Origin of the sequence: Pseudactinotalea sp. HY160, assembly GCF_009372055.1 — a bacterium.
Classification (GTDB): Bacteria; Actinomycetota; Actinomycetes; order Actinomycetales; family Beutenbergiaceae; genus HY158.
Window position 1 is genome coordinate 19758 of sequence record NZ_WHMT01000026.1, and the last position, 16685, is coordinate 36442.

The 16685-nt window shown below is 70.5% G+C and carries 18 protein-coding genes and 1 pseudogene; 13 read left to right on the forward strand and 6 right to left on the reverse strand.

All coding sequences use genetic code 11. From position 1 onward, the window contains the following. The first annotated feature begins 93 nt into the window (after window positions 1–93). From clpX to GCG21_RS15170, 5 genes are all read left to right on the forward strand, one after another. Window positions 94–1365 (forward strand): ATP-dependent Clp protease ATP-binding subunit ClpX, encoded by a 1272-nt coding sequence (clpX, locus tag GCG21_RS15150; protein ID WP_152910511.1) that lies wholly within the window; start codon window positions 94–96, stop codon window positions 1363–1365. Beyond that, complete coding sequence (locus tag GCG21_RS15155; RefSeq protein ID WP_152910512.1) at window positions 1365–1697, forward strand: chorismate mutase; 333 nt, start codon at window positions 1365–1367, stop codon at window positions 1695–1697. Before clpX ends, GCG21_RS15155 begins: the two co-directional genes overlap by 1 nt. Before the next feature lie 4 nt (window positions 1698–1701). Then, on the forward strand, window positions 1702–2139 hold the full coding sequence (locus GCG21_RS15160) for a hypothetical protein (RefSeq protein ID WP_152910513.1): 438 nt from the start codon (window positions 1702–1704) through the stop codon (window positions 2137–2139). A gap of 114 nt (window positions 2140–2253) precedes the next feature. Beyond that, a complete protein-coding gene (locus GCG21_RS15165) occupies window positions 2254–3390 on the forward strand; it encodes an S-(hydroxymethyl)mycothiol dehydrogenase (protein ID WP_370517559.1) in 1137 nt (378 codons plus the stop codon). After that, on the forward strand, window positions 3387–4058 hold the full coding sequence (locus GCG21_RS15170) for an MBL fold metallo-hydrolase (protein WP_152910515.1): 672 nt from the start codon (window positions 3387–3389) through the stop codon (window positions 4056–4058). Before GCG21_RS15165 ends, GCG21_RS15170 begins: the two co-directional genes overlap by 4 nt. 25 nt (window positions 4059–4083) lie before the next feature. On the opposite strand, the gene GCG21_RS15175 is transcribed toward GCG21_RS15170, so the two are convergent. Then, the gene (locus tag GCG21_RS15175; RefSeq protein WP_194165132.1) at window positions 4084–5226 is read right to left on the reverse strand and encodes a hypothetical protein; all 1143 of its coding nucleotides are present in this window, start codon (window positions 5224–5226) and stop codon (window positions 4084–4086) included. Window positions 5227–5362: 136 nt separating this feature from the next. Between GCG21_RS15175 and GCG21_RS15180 the strand changes: the two genes are divergently transcribed. Continuing rightward, window positions 5363–6325 carry a DNA-3-methyladenine glycosylase gene (locus GCG21_RS15180; protein ID WP_194165133.1) on the forward strand — a complete coding sequence of 321 codons (963 nt, stop codon included), beginning with the start codon at window positions 5363–5365 and terminating at the stop codon, window positions 6323–6325. A 4-nt stretch (window positions 6326–6329) separates the two neighbouring features. Here GCG21_RS15180 and GCG21_RS15185 read toward each other — a convergent pair whose 3' ends face one another. From GCG21_RS15185 to GCG21_RS15200, 5 genes are all read right to left on the reverse strand, one after another. Further along, window positions 6330–7103 carry a DeoR/GlpR family DNA-binding transcription regulator gene (locus GCG21_RS15185; protein WP_370460110.1) on the reverse strand — a complete coding sequence of 258 codons (774 nt, stop codon included), beginning with the start codon at window positions 7101–7103 and terminating at the stop codon, window positions 6330–6332. Between the two features lie 94 nt (window positions 7104–7197). Then, complete coding sequence (gene valS / locus GCG21_RS15190; protein WP_152910518.1) at window positions 7198–9864, reverse strand: valine--tRNA ligase; 2667 nt, start codon at window positions 9862–9864, stop codon at window positions 7198–7200. Window positions 9865–9933: 69 nt separating this feature from the next. Further along, entirely contained in the window at window positions 9934–10251 is a 318-nt protein-coding gene (locus GCG21_RS16850; RefSeq protein WP_370517560.1) for a type II toxin-antitoxin system PemK/MazF family toxin, read from the reverse strand. Continuing rightward, window positions 10241–10471, reverse strand: a complete 231-nt coding sequence (locus GCG21_RS16855; protein WP_227993954.1) for a hypothetical protein — start codon at window positions 10469–10471, stop codon at window positions 10241–10243. The genes GCG21_RS16850 and GCG21_RS16855 overlap by 11 nt, the downstream gene beginning before the upstream one ends. A gap of 131 nt (window positions 10472–10602) precedes the next feature. Beyond that, complete coding sequence (locus tag GCG21_RS15200) at window positions 10603–10896, reverse strand: type II toxin-antitoxin system Phd/YefM family antitoxin (RefSeq protein ID WP_152910520.1); 294 nt, start codon at window positions 10894–10896, stop codon at window positions 10603–10605. A 99-nt stretch (window positions 10897–10995) separates the two neighbouring features. Between GCG21_RS15200 and GCG21_RS15205 the strand changes: the two genes are divergently transcribed. The 7 genes and pseudogenes from GCG21_RS15205 to GCG21_RS15235 all read left to right on the forward strand — a co-directional run bounded on the left by GCG21_RS15205 (window position 10996) and on the right by GCG21_RS15235 (window position 16377). After that, a complete protein-coding gene (locus tag GCG21_RS15205; protein ID WP_152910521.1) occupies window positions 10996–11535 on the forward strand; it encodes a PadR family transcriptional regulator in 540 nt (179 codons plus the stop codon). Then, entirely contained in the window at window positions 11532–12233 is a 702-nt protein-coding gene (locus GCG21_RS15210; RefSeq protein ID WP_152910522.1) for an ABC transporter ATP-binding protein, read from the forward strand. Before GCG21_RS15205 ends, GCG21_RS15210 begins: the two co-directional genes overlap by 4 nt. Then, complete coding sequence (locus GCG21_RS15215) at window positions 12233–14146, forward strand: hypothetical protein (protein WP_152910523.1); 1914 nt, start codon at window positions 12233–12235, stop codon at window positions 14144–14146. The genes GCG21_RS15210 and GCG21_RS15215 overlap by 1 nt, the downstream gene beginning before the upstream one ends. Before the next feature lie 164 nt (window positions 14147–14310). Next, the gene (locus GCG21_RS15220; RefSeq protein WP_152910524.1) at window positions 14311–15018 is read left to right on the forward strand and encodes a sulfite exporter TauE/SafE family protein; all 708 of its coding nucleotides are present in this window, start codon (window positions 14311–14313) and stop codon (window positions 15016–15018) included. A 53-nt stretch (window positions 15019–15071) separates the two neighbouring features. After that, on the forward strand, window positions 15072–15302 hold the full coding sequence (locus GCG21_RS15225) for a ribbon-helix-helix domain-containing protein (RefSeq protein ID WP_152910525.1): 231 nt from the start codon (window positions 15072–15074) through the stop codon (window positions 15300–15302). Continuing rightward, a pseudogene (locus GCG21_RS15230) lies at window positions 15289–15693 on the forward strand (type II toxin-antitoxin system PemK/MazF family toxin). Before GCG21_RS15225 ends, GCG21_RS15230 begins: the two are co-directional and overlap by 14 nt. 333 nt (window positions 15694–16026) lie before the next feature. Then, a complete protein-coding gene (locus GCG21_RS15235; protein WP_152910526.1) occupies window positions 16027–16377 on the forward strand; it encodes a hypothetical protein in 351 nt (116 codons plus the stop codon). The last annotated feature ends 308 nt before the right edge of the window (window positions 16378–16685 follow it).

The window sequence follows — 16685 nt, forward strand, 5'->3', positions numbered from 1 at the left end:
GGCCTGGCGCGCATCCGCCGATCGACAACAATGGGCTGATGCGAGTCCGCCCCTGCCGTCACCGGCAGGAATCGTGAGAGGAATGAGGAAGAGATGGCGCGCGTAGGCGAAGGCGGCGATCTGCTCAAGTGTTCCTTCTGTGGCAAGTCCCAGAAGCAGACGAAGCGACTGATCGCCGGCCCCGGCGTGTACATCTGCGTCGAGTGCATCGAGCTGTGCAACGAGATCGTCGAGGAGGAACTCGCCGAGACCGTCGAGACCGAGCTGACCGAGCTGCCCAAGCCGAGGGAGATCTTCGACTTCCTCGAGGAGTACATCATCGGCCAGGACTCGGCGAAGCGCTCGCTCGCGGTCGCCGTCTACAACCACTACAAGCGGGTGCGGGCCGGGGTCGAGAACCCGACGGTGGGGGAGGGCGAGGTCGAGCTGGCGAAGTCGAACATCCTGCTCATCGGCCCGACCGGCTGCGGCAAGACCTACCTGGCCCAGACGCTGGCGAAGATGCTCAACGTGCCGTTCGCGATCGCCGACGCCACGGCGCTCACCGAGGCCGGCTACGTCGGGGAGGATGTGGAGAACATCCTGCTCAAGCTGCTCCAGGCCGCGGACTTCGACGTGAAGAAGGCCGAGACCGGCATCATCTACATCGACGAGATCGACAAGATCTCGCGCAAGTCCGAGAACCCCTCGATCACCCGCGACGTCTCCGGGGAGGGCGTGCAGCAGGCGCTGCTCAAGATCCTCGAGGGCACCCAGGCGTCGGTGCCGCCGCAGGGCGGACGCAAGCACCCCCATCAGGACTTCCTCACGATCGACACCTCGAACGTGCTGTTCATCGTGGCCGGGGCGTTCGCCGGGCTGGACGAGATCATCGCGGGCCGGGCCGGGCGGCGCGGGATCGGGTTCGGCTCCCCGCTGCACAGCGCCGACACCGTGGACGTCATCGACGACGTCATGCCCGAGGACCTGCTGAAGTTCGGCCTCATCCCCGAGTTCATCGGCCGGCTGCCGGTCATCAGCACGGTCACCCCGCTCGACGACGACGCGCTCGTGCGGATCCTCACCGAGCCGCGCAACGCCCTGATCAAGCAGTATCAGCGCATGTTCGAGATGGACGGCGTGGAGCTGGAGTTCACCGAGGAGGCCACGGTCGCCATCGCGGGGCAGGCGATCCTGCGCGGCACCGGTGCCCGCGGGCTCCGGGCCATCCTCGAGGAGGTGCTCGCCGGGGTGATGTTCGACGTGCCGAGCCGCGACGACGTGGCCCGCGTGGTCATCACCGACGAGGTCGTTCTCGAGAACGTCAACCCGACCCTCGTGCCCCGGGAGGCTCCGAAGAACGAGCCGCGGGAGAAGAGCGCCTGATGGGCGAGCCCGCGGCACCGGGTGTCGGGCTGCCCGAGGAGCTGCTGCGCATCCGCGGCAGCATCGACAACATCGACGCCGCGCTCGTGCACCTGCTCGCCGAACGGTTCAAGTGCACGCAGCGGGTCGGCCTGCTCAAGGCACACTCGGGGCTGCCGCCCTCGGATCCGGCGCGGGAGGAGCGGCAGATCGCACGGCTGCGGGCGCTGGCACACGACGCCGGACTCGACCCGGTCTTCGCCGAGAAGTTCCTCGGGTTCATCGTGGCCGAGGTGATCCAGCACCACGAGGACATCGCGGACACCCACGCCGCGGACACCCGGGTCGAGTAGCGCCGTGCTCAGATTCTGGCGGCGGCACCGGGCCGAGCCGATGGCGGCCGAACTGGCCCAGGGGTTCTGGGCGAGTGACGCGGTGGGACTGCAGCGCGCGATCCTCTCCCTGCTGTCCGCCGTGGACAGGCGCCGCGGCGGCCTCAGCGGTCGGGTGGAGTTCACCGCCGGGGCCGAGGGCCGGGTCGTCGTGGTGTGGGGCAACCGGATCGTGGGATTCGTGCCCCCGGCGCACGCCGGCTCCCTCCACGCCCAGCTGGGGGAGGCCGATCCGGCCGCGCTCGTGGCGGACGCGAGCATTCGCCGCTACGAGGAGAACTGGCGCGTGTGGGTCGGGCCGGAATGGGGAGGCGGCGGCGGTGAGGGCGGGCCGGAGGAGCCGATCGACGAGCTCGACGCCCCGCCCCCGACCATCCTCGGCATCCCGACCAAGCGTCGCTGAGCTCGGCCGCCACGCCGCCCGGATCGACCACGCGTCCTCCCGTCCTGCCCGCTGGATCGCGGGGCAGCGGATATGGTGGCGGTCAACGTCGACACGCAACCAAGGGAGGCCGATGTGCACGAGGTGAGGGCCGTCGTCTGCAAGGCGAAGAACGAGCCGGTGACCGTGGAGACGATCCTGGTGCCCGACCCCGGGCCCGGCGAGGCGCTGGTCGACGTGATCACGTGCGGGGTGTGCCAGACCGACCTGCACTACAAGGTCGGCGGCGTGGGCGACGACTTCCCCTACCTGCTCGGGCACGAGGCCTCCGGCATCGTCGCTGCGGTGGGCGAGGGCGTGACCGAGGTCGCCCCCGGCGACGCCGTCATCCTCAACTGGCGGGCCGTGTGCGGGAGCTGCCGGGCGTGCCGCAGGGGTGAGCCCTGGTACTGCTTCGACACCCACAACGCCGTGAACAAGATGACCCTGCTCGACGGCACCGAGCTCTCCCCGGCGCTCGGGATCGGCGCCTTCGCGGAGAAGACCCTCGTGGCGGCCGGCCAGTGCACGAAGATCGAGGGGGCGATCGAGCCCCACCAGTACGCCGCCCTCGGACTGCTCGGCTGCGGGGTCATGGCCGGCATCGGGGCCGCGATCAACACCGGGGCGATCCGGCGCGGTGAGTCCGTGGCGGTCATCGGCTGCGGCGGCGTGGGCACGGCGGCGGTCGCCGGCGCCGCGCTCGCCGGGGCCACGACGATCATCGCGGTCGACCTCGACGACGGCAAGCTCGCCACCGCGCGCTCCTTCGGCGCCACCGACACGATCAACGCCCGCGAGCAGGATGTGGTCGAGGGCATCCGGTCCCTCACCGGCGGCTTCGGGGCCGACCTCGTGGTCGACGCCGCCGGCATCGCCGTGACGTTCGAGCAGGCCTTCCGCGCCCGGGACCTGGCCGGGCGGGTCGTGCTCGTCGGCGTGCCCGAGCCCGGCACGACCGTCGAGCTCCCACTCGACGAGCTCTTCGGCCGCGGCGGCTCGATCAAGTCCTCCTGGTACGGCGACACGCTGCCCTCGCGCGACCTGCCGATGCTCGTGGACCAGTACCGGCGCGGCCGCCTCGACCTCGACGGCTTCGTGACCGAGCGGATCGAGCTCGGCGAGATCGAACCCGCCTTCACCCGGATGAGCGCCGGCCGCGTGCTGCGCTCCGTGGTGGAGATCAACCCGCCCCCCGGGGTCGTCGCCGACCGGCGGGGGGAGGACTCATGACGCGCACCGACGCCACCGGCCGCATCCGCATCGAGAACGTCGTCACGAGCGGCACGTTCTCCCTCGACGGGGGCACGTGGGAGGTCGACAACAACGTGTGGATCGTCGGGGACGACGAGGCGTGCCTCGTGATCGATCCCGCCCACGACGCCGACGCCGTGGTCGCGGCCGTGTCGGGACGACGCGTGGTCGCCGTGCTCCTCACGCACGGCCATGACGACCACATCCGCGCCGCCCGAGACGTCGCCGCGCGACTCGGGGCGCCGATCCACCTCAACCCGGCCGACGAGATGCTCTGGCGGGAGGTGTATCCACGCGCCGGCTTCGACGCCGAGATCGTCGACGGTCAGGTGTTCACGATCGGCCCGGCGGGCGCCGAGGTGAGCCTCACCGCGCTCCACACGCCCGGGCACTCCCCGGGCTCGACCTGCTTCCACGCCCCGGCGCTGGGGGAGGGCGGCGTGCTGTTCTCCGGCGACACGCTCTTCAACGGCGGCCCCGGCGCCACGGGCCGCTCGTTCTCGGACTTCGGCACGATCGTCGACTCGATCCGCGACCGGCTCCTCACCCTGCCCGAATCCACCGAGGTGCTCACCGGCCACGGGGACTCCACGAGCATCGGCGCCGAGAAGCCACACCTGGCCGACTGGATCGCTCGCGGGCACTGACCGCCCCGGGTGGGAGAGGCGAGGATCAGTCGTCGTTCCCGGTCCTCGACCGCTTCACCCGAGACTGTTCGTCCTCGAGGTCGGAGAGCTCCTCCTCGTCCTGGTCCCGATCATCGAGGTCGTCGACGGCGACGTCGGCCTCGAGCCCGCGTTTCCTCGACGGCTCCGGCAACCCGGTGAGCCGGGCCACCTCCGCGCGGACCTGTGCGTCCAGCTCATCGTCGAGATCCACCTCCGTCAACGCGTCGTCGACGAATCGCCATTGGACCACCCCCTGCTTCTCTCGGCTCAGACCGGGGAAGGCGGCGAAGACGGTCATCGTGTGCTGCGCGAGCGCGGCGCCGTACCGCGCGCTGCGATCCTCGACATCGACCGTGAGGGCCTTGCGATCGAACGTCATGAGCATCCCGGCGGCCATGGTCTTCCCGTGGCCGCCGCCCGGATCCTTCACCTCGCCTTCCCGCCCGAGCACCTGCTGAGCATCGCCGAGCTTCCGCACGCCCACGCGTTCGCTGTCCTCCCCGGCGCCCTTCTTCCCGCTCACCGGCTTGCCGTGCCTGTCGCGGATGAGCGTGCCGGGGATCGCGTTCCTGATGCGGAGCGTCTGCTCGATCGCCTGTTGAAGGGTCTGCGTGCATTCGAGATCGTCGATCCCCTCACCTGTGGTCGCCCGGGAGATGGAGTTGCGGACGACTCCGGTCATCGTCTCGATCGAATGCCGCTCCTTCTCGGTCGCGCTCCGGTATCCCGGCAGCGATCGGAAGGTGTCGAGCAGCGCGCCCAGCCCCGCCATCGCCGCCTCGAAGGTCTTCTTCTCGGTCGCGTTGACGACCATCCGCGTGAATACCGCGTAGGCCGTGGCGTGTGCCCCGCCCGCCGTGCCGGACCCGCGCTCGATGAGAACTTGGCCGACCCGTCGTTCCCCGCGGTCGCCGCGCCGCATGACGACCGACGCCATCACCCGTTGCAGCACGCCGAGAGCCGGCCGCAGGCCCGATCGCGCGTGGATGAGGGAGACGGTGACGGCGTTCCCGGCGCGACGCTGCGTCAGCAGGATGTCCCGTGCGTCCGTGGTGACCGACTCGGGCGTGGTGGGGCGACGGACCGGCCCGGCCCCGTGGCCGGGCATCGCTCCACCGGCCGAATCGGGCATCCGCGACTCGAACACCGCCCTCCACCTCCTTCGGACTCCTCCCCGGAGGATACGTCGGCGGCACGGACGCGTCCCGGGCGCACGGGAAGCCGAGTCGGCCCGTCGCCGTGCCCGAACGGGCACGAGGGCCCTGCGGTGGCAGGATCGAGCCATGCCGACCGTCGACCTGCCCGCGCCGTCTCCCTACGATGCGCCGGGCGTCTTCGGTTTCCTCGCCGCGCGCGCGATCGAGGGCGTGGAGACGGCGCAACTCGGCCCGGGCGGCCCGCTCACCTATGCCCGCACGCTCCGGCTGCCGGGTGGCCCCGCGGTGATCGAGGTGACCGCGACCGGGCGGAGCCACGGCGCCCCGTCCGCGTGGCGCCTGCGGGCGCGGCTCGACCTGGCCGACGCGGCGGACGAGGCGGCGGCGCTCGGCGCGCTCCGTCGTCTCCTCGATCTCGATACGGACCCGGCCGAGGTCGATGCCGCCCTCGCCGCCGACCCGGTGCTCGCCCCACGGGTGGCGGCGATCCCGGGCATCCGCGTTCCCGGCGCGAGCGATCCGCATGAGCTCCTGCTCCGCGCGGTCGTGGGCCAGCAGATCTCCGTGGCCCGCGCCCGCGAGCACCTCGGCCGGCTCACCCGGATCCTCGGCTCACCCGTCGACGGCGGCGCGGCCGGGCTCACCCGGCTCGTGCCCACCGCCCGGCAGCTCCTCGAGGGCCTGCCCGATCCGGAGCGCCCGCTCGATCCGGAGCGACCGCTGCGGCTCCCGGCCCGCTCGATCGCCGCGGTCCGGGCGATCGCCGGCCTCGTCGACGGCTCCCGCGACCTGCTCGATCCGGATGTCGACCCGGACGTCGAGTCGCAGCGGTGGCGCGCCCGGCTCACCGCGATCCCCGGCATCGGGCCCTGGACGGCCGCCTACGCGGCGATGCGGCTGCGCGGCGATCCGGACGCCTGGCTGCTCGGCGACGTCGCCGTGCTCGCCGGCGCCCGCGTCCTCGGCCTCACGGATCCCGCGCTGTCACGATCGGCCGCCCACGCGGCCCTCGGGCGGCGCGCGCAGCGGTGGTCCCCGTGGCGCTCCTACGCCACGATGCACCTGTGGCGCGTGCCGCGCGATCGGTAGCGGCTCACTGGCCCGGCGCGGCCACCGTGATGAGCTCGCCCACCTGCTCGCCGACGACCTCGAGGGCCTCCGGGTCCACGCCGGAGTCGGTCACGAGGGTGTCCACGGCGTTCAGTTCCACGATCGTGCTCAACCCGACCCGGCCGAACTTCGAATGGTCCGCGAGCACCACGAGCTGCTGCGCCGAGGCCACGAGGGCCCGGTTCGTCTCGGCCTCCATGAGGTTCGGGGTCGTGAGTCCGGCGCGCAGGTCCACCCCGTGCACGCCGAGGAACAGCACGTCGCAGTGCAGCACCTGGAGCGCGCGCACCGCGACCGGGCCCACGAGCGCCTCCGAGGGGGTGCGCACGCCGCCGGTGATGACCACGGTCCGGTCCGGATCCGTGCGTCGGAACTCCTCGGCGATGCGCAGCGAGTTGGTCACGATCGTCAGGTCCGAGATCCCGCGCAGGTGCCGCGCGAAGGTCCACGTGGTCGATCCCGCGGACACCCCGACCGACATGCCGGGCTGAACGAGCTGGGCGGCGCGTTCGGCGATCGCCTCCTTCTCGGCCCGGCGCTGCTGGGAGGTCTCGTCGAAGTCGAGCTCCTCGGCGCTCGGGGCGTGCCGGACGGTCGCGCCGCCGTGCACCTTCTCCAGCATGCCGTCGCCGGCGAGGGCCTCGAGGTCGCGGCGGATCGTCATGCCGCTGACGCCGAGCCGTTCGGACAGGTCGGTCACGGTGACCGCACCCTTTCGGCGGACCTCCTCGAGCACGCGCCGGCGGCGTTCGGTCACTAACACTGGCCCTCCTTGGCTTGTCCCCGCGGACTCGTGTCCCGAAGTGTTGTTTTCGGGTTCATTCTTGCACGGTGGCCGAGGTGGGGCGGGACTACTCCGCGGTGACGAGCTCGCCGGTGACCCGGACCTCGCCCTGGACGTCCGCCTGCTGCGCCGCGATCGTCAGCTGTCCCTGCACGACCCCGGCCCGGCGCAGGTCGTCCTTCACCCGCGAGAGCAGTTCGTCCGAGGAGCTGGTGATCCTCACGTCGCGGAACGGGGTGCGCTGGGAGGCCTTCGCCTCGCTCTTGAGCTTGCGCATGGCGGCGAGCGCCGCCCCGGCCGCATCGACCAGGGTCGGGTCGGCCGCCCCGCCGGCGTCGCGCAGGACCTCCACGCCCGGCCACGGGCTCGCGTGCACGGAGCCCTCGCGCCACCACGACCACACCTCCTCGGTCGCGAACGGCAGCACGGGGGCGAGGAGCCGCAGCACCACGTCGAGCGCGATCGCGAGCGTCGCCTGCGCCGAGGCCGTCTGCGCCGCGCTCGCCCCGGAGTCCTCGTGACCGTAGGCACGGTCCTTGACCAGCTCGAGGTAGTCGTCGCAGAACGTCCAGAAGAACGTCTCGGTCACCTCGAGCGCGCGCGTGTAGTTGTACTCGGCGTAGGCCGCCGTCGCGGTCTCGACCACCGAGGCGAGCCCCGCGAGCAGGGCGCGGTCGATCGGCTCGGTGACCAGGGCGCCGTCCAGCCGCACCGGCCCGAGCGAGAGGGCGAACTTCGAGGCGTTGAGCACCTTGATCGCGAGCCGCCGGCCGATCTTCATCTGCTGCTCGTCGAAGGCCGTGTCCGCGCCGAGCCGGGCCGAGCACGCCCAGTACCGCACCGCGTCCGCGCCGTGGGTGTGCAACAGCCCGATCGGGGTGACGACGTTCCCCTTCGACTTCGACATCTTCTTACGGTCCGGGTCGAGGATCCAGCCCGAGATCGCCGCGTGCCGCCACGGGAGCGTGTCGTGCTCGGCGTGCGAGCGCACGACGGTGGAGAAGAGCCACGTGCGGATGATGTCGTGGGCCTGCGGGCGCAGGTCCATCGGGAACACCTTGGCGAAGAAGTCGCCCTCCCGCTCCCACCGGCCCGCCAGCTGCGGGGTGAGGGAGGAGGTGGCCCACGTGTCCATGACGTCGGGGTCGCCGGCGAATCCGCCGGGGACGCCGCGCTGGTCCTCGGTGTAGCCGGCGGGAACGTCGATGCTCGGGTCGATCGGGAGCGCGCTCTCCGGCGGGGTGAGCGGCTCGTCGTAGTCGGGCTCGCCGTCCGCGTCGAGCCGGTACCACAGCGGGAACGGCACGCCGAAGAACCGCTGCCGGCTGAGCAGCCAGTCGCCGTTGAGCCCGCCGACCCAGTTCGCGTACCGGGAGGCCATGAACGGCGGGTGCCACGTGAGCTCCTCGCCGCGCTCGAGCAGCCCGGCGCGCAGGCCGTCGCTCGAGTCGTCGCGGCCGCCGTTGTGCAGGTACCACTGCCGCGAGGAGACGATCTCGAGCGGCCGCTCGCCCTTCTCGAAGAACTTGACCGGGTGGGTGATCTTCTTCGGTTCCCCGTGCAGGTCCCCGGAGGCGGTCAGCTGTTCGACCACGCGCTTCTGGGCCGAGAACACCGTGAGCCCGGCGAGCTCGGCGTAGGCGGCCCGGCCCGGCTCGGAGGTGATCGCCTCGGGGGCCTCGGGCCGGAAGCGCCCGTCGCGGCCGATGACGGTGCGGGCGGGCAGATTGAGCTCGCGCCACCAGGTCACATCGGTCGTGTCGCCGAAGGTGCAGATCATCGCGATGCCCGAGCCCTTCTCGGGGTCGGCGAGGGCATGGGCGAGCACCGGCACCTCGACCCCGAACACGGGGGAGGTGACCGTCGTGCCGAACAGGTCGGCGTAGCGCTCGTCGTCCGGGTGGGCCACGAGGGCCACGCACGCGGGCAGCAGCTCGGGGCGCGTCGTCTCGATGAACACCGACTCGCTCGCGCCTTCGACACCGCCGGCAGCCGCCCGGTGGAAGGAGACCCGGTGATAGGCGCCCGGGCGCTCGCGGTCCTCGAGCTCGGCCTGGGCGACCGCGGTGCGGAACGTCACGTCCCACATCGTCGGGGCCTCGATCTGGTAGGCCTCCCCGCGGGCGAGGTTGCGCAGGAACGCCCGCTGCGAGGCCTCCTGGGAGGTGGGGGAGATCGTCTGATATGTCTGGGCCCAGTCGACGCTCAGCCCGAGGTGGCGGAAGACCTCCTCGAAGGACTTCTCGTCCTCGGTCGTCAGCCGCAGGCACAGCTCGACGAAGTTGCGCCGGGAGATGCCCACTTGCCGGGCACTCTTGGGCATGTCGCCGTGGAACGGGGGCTCGAAGTCCTCCTCGTACGGCAGCGACGTGTCCACGAACACGCCGTAGTAGTTCTGCACCCGCCGCTCGGTCGGCAGCCCGTTGTCGTCCCAGCCCATCGGGTAGAAGACGTTCTTGCCCGCCATCCGCTGGTAGCGCGCGATCGCATCGGTCTGGGTGTAGGAGAACACGTGCCCCACGTGCAGCGACCCGCTCGCCGTCGGCGGCGGGGTGTCGATCGAGTAGACCTGCTCGCGCGTCGTGCGCTCGTCGAAGGCGAACAGCCCCGCCTCGGACCACGCCTCATCCCACCGCGCCTCCAGTCCCTCGAGGCTCACCTTGTCCGGCGTATGGACGACGTCGCGCACCGGGGCGGTCGGGCGTGCCTTGTCGTGGCGGGAAGCAGTAGTCATGGGCCCGATTCTCCCAGATTCGCACCCATGCCCGCGCACCGCCGCGGGCATGAGGTCCTTGGAGCCGGATCAGTCCAAGCCGAGCACCGTGCGCACCGCCCGATCCACCGACCCCATCTCCTCGATCGTCAGGCGGCCTGCGAAGTCTCCCAGGCGAACCTCGGGGTCAACCGCCCGCATATGCTCGACCAACACCCGGGTGAGGGTGCCACCCATCTCGATCTCGGGGCGTAGAAATGATGCTGCGCGGCTCGTGGACGTGGGGGCGACGATCCAGGTCGACAGCGCCATCACGTCGTCGGACTGGATAACCACGGCATAGCGTGGCCCACCTTGTTCGTGGCCGCGCTCGTCACCAGCGGTAAGTCGGAAGATGTCACCACGCACTGATGTGGTCCAGTTCGGACTCGAGTCGACGTGCCGCCGTGACGTCGGCCTGATCGTTGCGCAGTCGCTCGGCCTCGGCGCGCACGCGGGCCCGCTGCCGAGTGCGCGCCGCTTCGATGATGGCCTGACGGATCGCCGCAGAGCGGGACTGGCCCTCATCCGTAAGAAGCTCCAGCGCATGCTCGACGTCCGCTGTACTACGAACCGTATACGTCACCATATTGCAGAGTGTAGTTCGCTTCGGGAGACGTAGCCAATGACGAGTCGGTGACCTGGCTGACGTCTTGAGGCGGACGACGTCGGCGCCGTCTCGGGTGAGGAGGGTCCGGATGCAATTGGGCCATCGCCCGATCACCGGCCGGCCGCGTCGAACGGATCGACCGGCTCGTCGGGACCGAAGAGCTCATCTGTCTCGGCCACGTCGGATGGCCATGCCGCCGGATCGGCTTGTGGCCCATCGGTCATGACGCGCTCGAGGTCGGCGACCGGCACGAACCGGCGACGCCGCGGCCGCGCTCGATGGGGCGCGATATCGGCCACGGGACGGCCGTGAACGGTCACGGTGAACGTCTCTCCGGCCGCGACCCGACGCATGATCTCGACGTAATCGTTGCGGAGATCGGATGAGCGGATCCGCGTACCCATGACGACAGGCTAGCGACCTCGGCGCCTCATTTCGAGGGTGTCGACCCGCCCAGCCACTCCAGGTAGACACTGAGGGTATACACATGGTGAACTGTGGGCATGAGTATTCCGATGTCGCTCCTGGGCCTCTTGGAGATCGGCCCCTCCCACGGCTTCGCCCTCAAGCGCCGGTACGACGGCCTGCTCGGGCAGGAACGCGAGCTGCGGTTCGGTCAGGTCTACGCCACACTCGCCCGGCTGGAACGCGATGGCCTGGCCGACGGCGTGGGCCTCGAGCCCGGCGAGGGGGCCGATCGGAAGGTCTACGCGATCACCGGCGAGGGGGTCGCCGAACTCGATCGCTGGCTGCTCACGCCGAACCTGCCCACGGGGCGTCCGAGCGAACTGTTCACCCGGGTCGTGCTCGCGCTGGCGGGAGGCAAGCCCGTCGATCGGATCCTCGACCGGCAGCGCGAGGTCTACCTGGCGCGGATGCGGGAGCTGACCGCGGCCCGTTCGGCCGGGGACGTCATCGACCGCATCGCCGCGGACTTCGAGATGGCCCACCTGGAGGCCGATATGCGCTGGATCGAACTCGCCGCGGCCCGGCTCGCGGATATCCGCGACGACGTGGCACGAGTGCTGGGCCAGGATCGATGAACCGGGGCCCGGGAATCACCGTGAGCGGCCGCGGGCTGCGATACGCCTACGGCAGGGACGAGGCCGTCGGCGGCGTGGACATCGACGTCCGCTCCGGGGAGATCGTCGCGCTCATGGGGCCCTCCGGTTCCGGGAAGTCGACCCTCCTGCATCTCCTGGCCGGGCTGCTGACGCCGGATCACGGCCAGGTTCACCTGAGCGGGGAGCGCATCGACCACCACACGGAGCGTGCCCGGGCCGAGGCACGATTGCGGCGGATGGGGTTCGTCTTCCAGTTCGGGGACCTCGTGCCGGAACTGACCCTCGTGGAGAACGTGGAGCTGCCGCTGCGGTTGCTGGGGCAGCGACGGTCACCGGCGCGCAGGCTCGCCCTGGACCTCATGGCCACGTTGGACATCGCGGACCTTGCCGGGCGCCGACTCAACGAGGTCTCCGGCGGGCAGGCGCAACGCGCGGCCGTCGCCCGGGCGCTCATCCATTCCCCCGAGGTCGTCTTCGCGGACGAACCCACGGGCTCCCTCGACACCCTCGCCGGTGAGCGGGTGCTCGAGGCGCTGATCGGAGCCGCGCGTGAGACGCGGGCCGCGGTCATCCTGGTGACCCACGAGATGTCGGTCGCCGCGTTCGCGGATCGGGACGTGCAGATGCGCGATGGGCTCCTGCGCACACCGGCGGCGCACCTGCCCGAGGCTCCCTGATGGCCGCCCTGGTCGTGCTCGGTGCTCGGCTGACGCGGGCCGGTGGCCGGTTGCGATTCCTCAGCGTCGTGGTGGGGTGTGCCCTCGCGGTCGCACTTCTCACGCTGGCATGGGAGTTGCCCGAGGCGATGTTCCCGGCGGGACCGGACCCGCTCATGGTCGATCCCCTCCGTGGACCGGTCGCGACCACGCTCGCCGTGATCGCGGCTCCCGTGGTGGCGCTCATCCTCGCGGTCGGGCGGCTGTCCTCCGAGGTGCGCGATCGGCGCCTCGGGGCACTCGTGCTGCTCGGGCTCGGACGCCGCGGGGTGCTGCTGGTGGCCGCGGTCGAGATCCTCGTTCCCGCGCTGCTCGGCAGCGCCCTCGGCGTCGGCGTGTTCCTCCTCCTGCGGGTCGTGCTCACGGCGGTCGCGGCGCCCGTCCTGGCTCAACCGATCGCGGTCGGGGAGAGCCTCGCGGTGGTCGGGGCGGCGGTGGTGGCGCTGGCGGCCGTGTTGGCGCTCGCCCCGGTGCGCCGACTGCGCGGCCTCGGAGCAGGCGTCTTCGAGGCGGCGGTACTGCGGCCCTCACTCTGGCGGCTGACCCCGCTTCCGATCGCCCTCGGACTCATCCTGGCCGTGTATGTCACGCCACCGGACCACGTGAGTGTCCGCACGGGGTACGCGCTGTTCGGAGCCGCGGTCGCGGCGGCCGCCACGGTGGCGCTGTCCGTGCCGCTCCTCACCTCCTGGATCGCCCGGATGCTCGCCCGCGGCCGCGCGACCTGGGTGATGCTCGCCGGTCGGTCCATGGAGACCCACGGCGTGGCGATCTCGCGGCGGGTCACGGCCCTGGGTGTCACGACCTTCATCGCGTTCGTGGCGATCGGCTATCTCGGCCTGTACGAGTCCAGTGGTGTGCGAGCCTCCTACGTCCACCAGGTGGAGGAGGGGCCGCAGGAGATCTCGGTCAGTTCACCGGGGGAGCAACCGGTGCCTGCCGACCTGATCGAGCGGCTGGCCGCGCTTCCAGCCGTGGAGGGCGTGATCCCGAGGCCCACGGTCTCGCCGGCGTCCTGTGTCGCCCGCGACGGCGTGTGCCCGAGAGTCTTCGTCGGCACCTGCTCGCAGCTCGCCCTCGTCGCGGCCGTGTCCGGGTGTGTGGACGGGCGGGCAGCCTGGATCACCCACGCGGATGCGCCGGACGACCTATTCGCACACCTGTGGGAGGTGGACGCCGCTCACGCTCCCACCCGGGTGGGACTGTCGATCGGCGTCACCGGTGAGTCCTTCTCGGCACGGGTCGATTCGGTCCTCACCCAGGACGTGCGGGCGACGATGGATCGGTGGTGGCACCCCCAACGTATCGACCTGTTCGTGCCGTCCTCGATCGCCCGGGAGAACGGCGCCCCGGAACCGCCGAGTGTCAACGTCATCGCGTCGGCGGGAGGCGAGGTCCGTGGGGACGTCGAGCGCCTGGCCGAGGAATACGGGATGCAGGTCTTCGCACCGGCCATGCCGGACTACGAGCAGGTCGTCACGATGCGCGTCACGGTCTGGACGGTCGTGGGCGCGAGCATCGCGGTGGCGCTGCTGGTGTTCGTCGTGGCCTCGATCGACCGGGCACGAGCCAGGAGGAGGGGACGCGCCCGACTGGTCGCCGTCGGGATTCCGGCCCGCATCCTGCGCGGTTCGCAGGCGCTCGCCACGGCCGTGCCGCTGGCCACCGCCATCGCCATGGCGCTCGGCCTGGGCTGGACCGCGCTCGCCGCCCTCATGCGGCTCGACGCCTCGCAGCGAGCGGGCCTGCCCGTGGACGGCTCGGCGCTCATCACGGTCTGTGTCGTCATCACGATCGGCGCGCTGACGGCCTCCCTGGCGACCCTGCCGCTGACACGGTCCCGGATCCGTCCGGAGGATCTGCGGCACGAGTAGTCCCCGCGCCGATTGACCGAGGTTCGAGACTTCGATAGCGTCGCCGGCGCCCAGAGTCGATGCGCGCTGCTCGGATGCGAGCCCCGGCGGCGAAGGAGGCCGATGGCGAGGCTCGCCGATATCCGCGAATGGGGGCGCCGCGCGCGCCGGGGCGGGGCCGGAGCATGAGCGCGGCCGCGTTCATCCTCGCGGCGACCGTGCTCGTCTCCGCGTTCGTGCAGGGCTCGACGGGGATGGGCTTCGCCATGATCGCGGCGCCGGTGGTGAGCCTGCTCGATCCCTCGCTCATCCCGGTCATGCTGCTCGTGCTCATGATCCCGCTCAACGCCCATATCGCCTGGCGCGAGCGGTCCGCGCTCGACTGGCGCGGGGTCACGTGGGTCGGCGTGGGCCGGTTCGCGGGCACGTTCGTCGGCCTGTGGATCCTCGTCGTCGTCGACCTGCACCAGCTCGCGCTGCTCATCGGCTGGTCCACCGTGATCGCCGCCGTGATCGCGCTGGCGGCCCCCGTCTTCGACCCGAACCGCACCGCGTTCGCGGTCGTCGGCCTCGTCACCGGCATCACCGAGACCTCGACCGGGGTCGGCGGCCCGCCGCTGGCGCTCGCGTATCAGCACCGGCCCGGCCCCACGCTGCGTTCCACGGTGGCGGTCTGCTTCCTCGTCGGCGAGATCCTCTCCCTCGTCGTGCTCGGCATCGGCGGCGAGATCGACGTCGGCACACTGCGGCTCACGGCCGCGCTGCTGCCGTTCCTGCTCGCCGGCTCCTTTGCCAGCTCGCTCGTGCATCACCGCCTCGACGGACCGCTCCTGCGCCACCTCGTGCTCGGCTTCGCGATCGTCTCCGGCATGGCCGTGATCGTGGGGGCGTAGCGCGCACCGACCCCCTGACCCCTGCGAGCGGGGGCTCCTCGGTAGGATCGGGTATGAAGATCACTATCCGCCTCTCGGACGAGGACCTGGCAGTCCTGGACGACGTCGTTCGCCGCGCGGACCTGCCGTCGCGGTCTGCGGCGGTCCGCCGGGCCATCGGGCTCCTCCGTCATTCGGATCTCGAAGGCGACTACGCCGCGGCATGGGAGGAGTGGGCGTCGAGCGGTGAGGAGACCGCCTGGGCGGCCACGTCCGAGGACGGACTCGCCGATGCTCCGCAGTGAGCTGCGACTGGTGGATCTCGATCCGGTGCGTGGTGGTGAAGCGAACAAGCGGCGTCCTGCGACTGTCGTGGGCCCCGATGCCAGTGCCTCTCGATCGGCCCGGGGCGTCGTCACGATCGTTCCCGTCACGAGCAACACCACCCGCATATTCGCGTTCTAGGTCTTCCTCTTGGCGACCCAGACAGGGCTGAGGATGGACTCGAAGGCCCAGCCCGAACAGGTCCGCGCGATCTCGGTAGAGCGGGTCGGACCTGTTCTCGCACGAGTTCCGGCCACGCTCATGGACGCGGTAGACGACGCACTTCGCCTTCACCTACAGGTATGGCAGGCGAAACGCTCCATCGCCCGACTCGCTCAAACGTTGTTTCAGTGTCGCAGACGTCGTGCCTGAGTCGAGTACCCCAACGATGGGGTCTCTGCGTCGTCCGCTGCCCGGTGAAGTTGACGAGCTCACTGCCCCGCAGTGTCGTGAGCGCAGGAAATATGTGCAATCGCTGATCTGCGGTTGGAGATATTATATGGTGCGCGATTTCGTTAATATCCTGAGAAACATGGGGAAATTTGGAGAACTGTGTAGAATATCGTCATGCGGGAGCTACTGTCTCGCGAGTCGAGGGGAAGTGCGAGGCTTGCCAAGCTTCTTGACGTGACGCAATGTGAGCTGGCATGCTACAAAGACGGGGTCGACAAAAGGGGTCGGTCCCAGGCTAGTTAGGAGAGGGACGTGCGCAAGACAAAGAAGTTGGTGGCAGGAGCGCTTATGGCACTCATGGTGTCTGCGGCGGTGGCTACGACAGCCCAGGCCAAGGTCATCGAAGCGTCGAGGTCGGGCAGTTACGCCTACACGAACAACGCGCAGGAGCGCGTCTACTCGAAGGACACGGTCTGTGACAACCTGTTCGCCGCAGCTGACTGGCGGTCGAGTGACGGTTCCAGCGGCCGGGTGACGAACAAGGACGGTTGCGGCAAGACTGTGAGTATCCGAGTGGTGTACTCGCCGGTCTATGTCTATGAGATCCGTGCGTGTCGATCGAACTCGTTCAGCCCGGTCTCGTGTGGTGATTGGGAATCCTGATGGAGCGCGGCCGGTCGGGCGCCTGCCAGGATGCTCGTGCGAGTGTGCGCGGTTCCCGACTGGCCGCCGCTGATCCGAACGTGGGACTGGGAGAATTCGTCATGATGTATGGGGAGGATGTGTGAGGAGCCGTGCGTCAATGCCCGTGCTCGACATCAGGGGCCTCACTCACACCATTTCCGGCTCTTCACAATCCAGGGTGTAGTTGGGGTCTGAATCCGCCGGCCTCGAGCAACGATCTGGCTACATAGTTGGTCAGGTTTCGGAAGCCGAGGGCTGAGCCGCGGAGGTGTTCGAGCCGGCCGTTG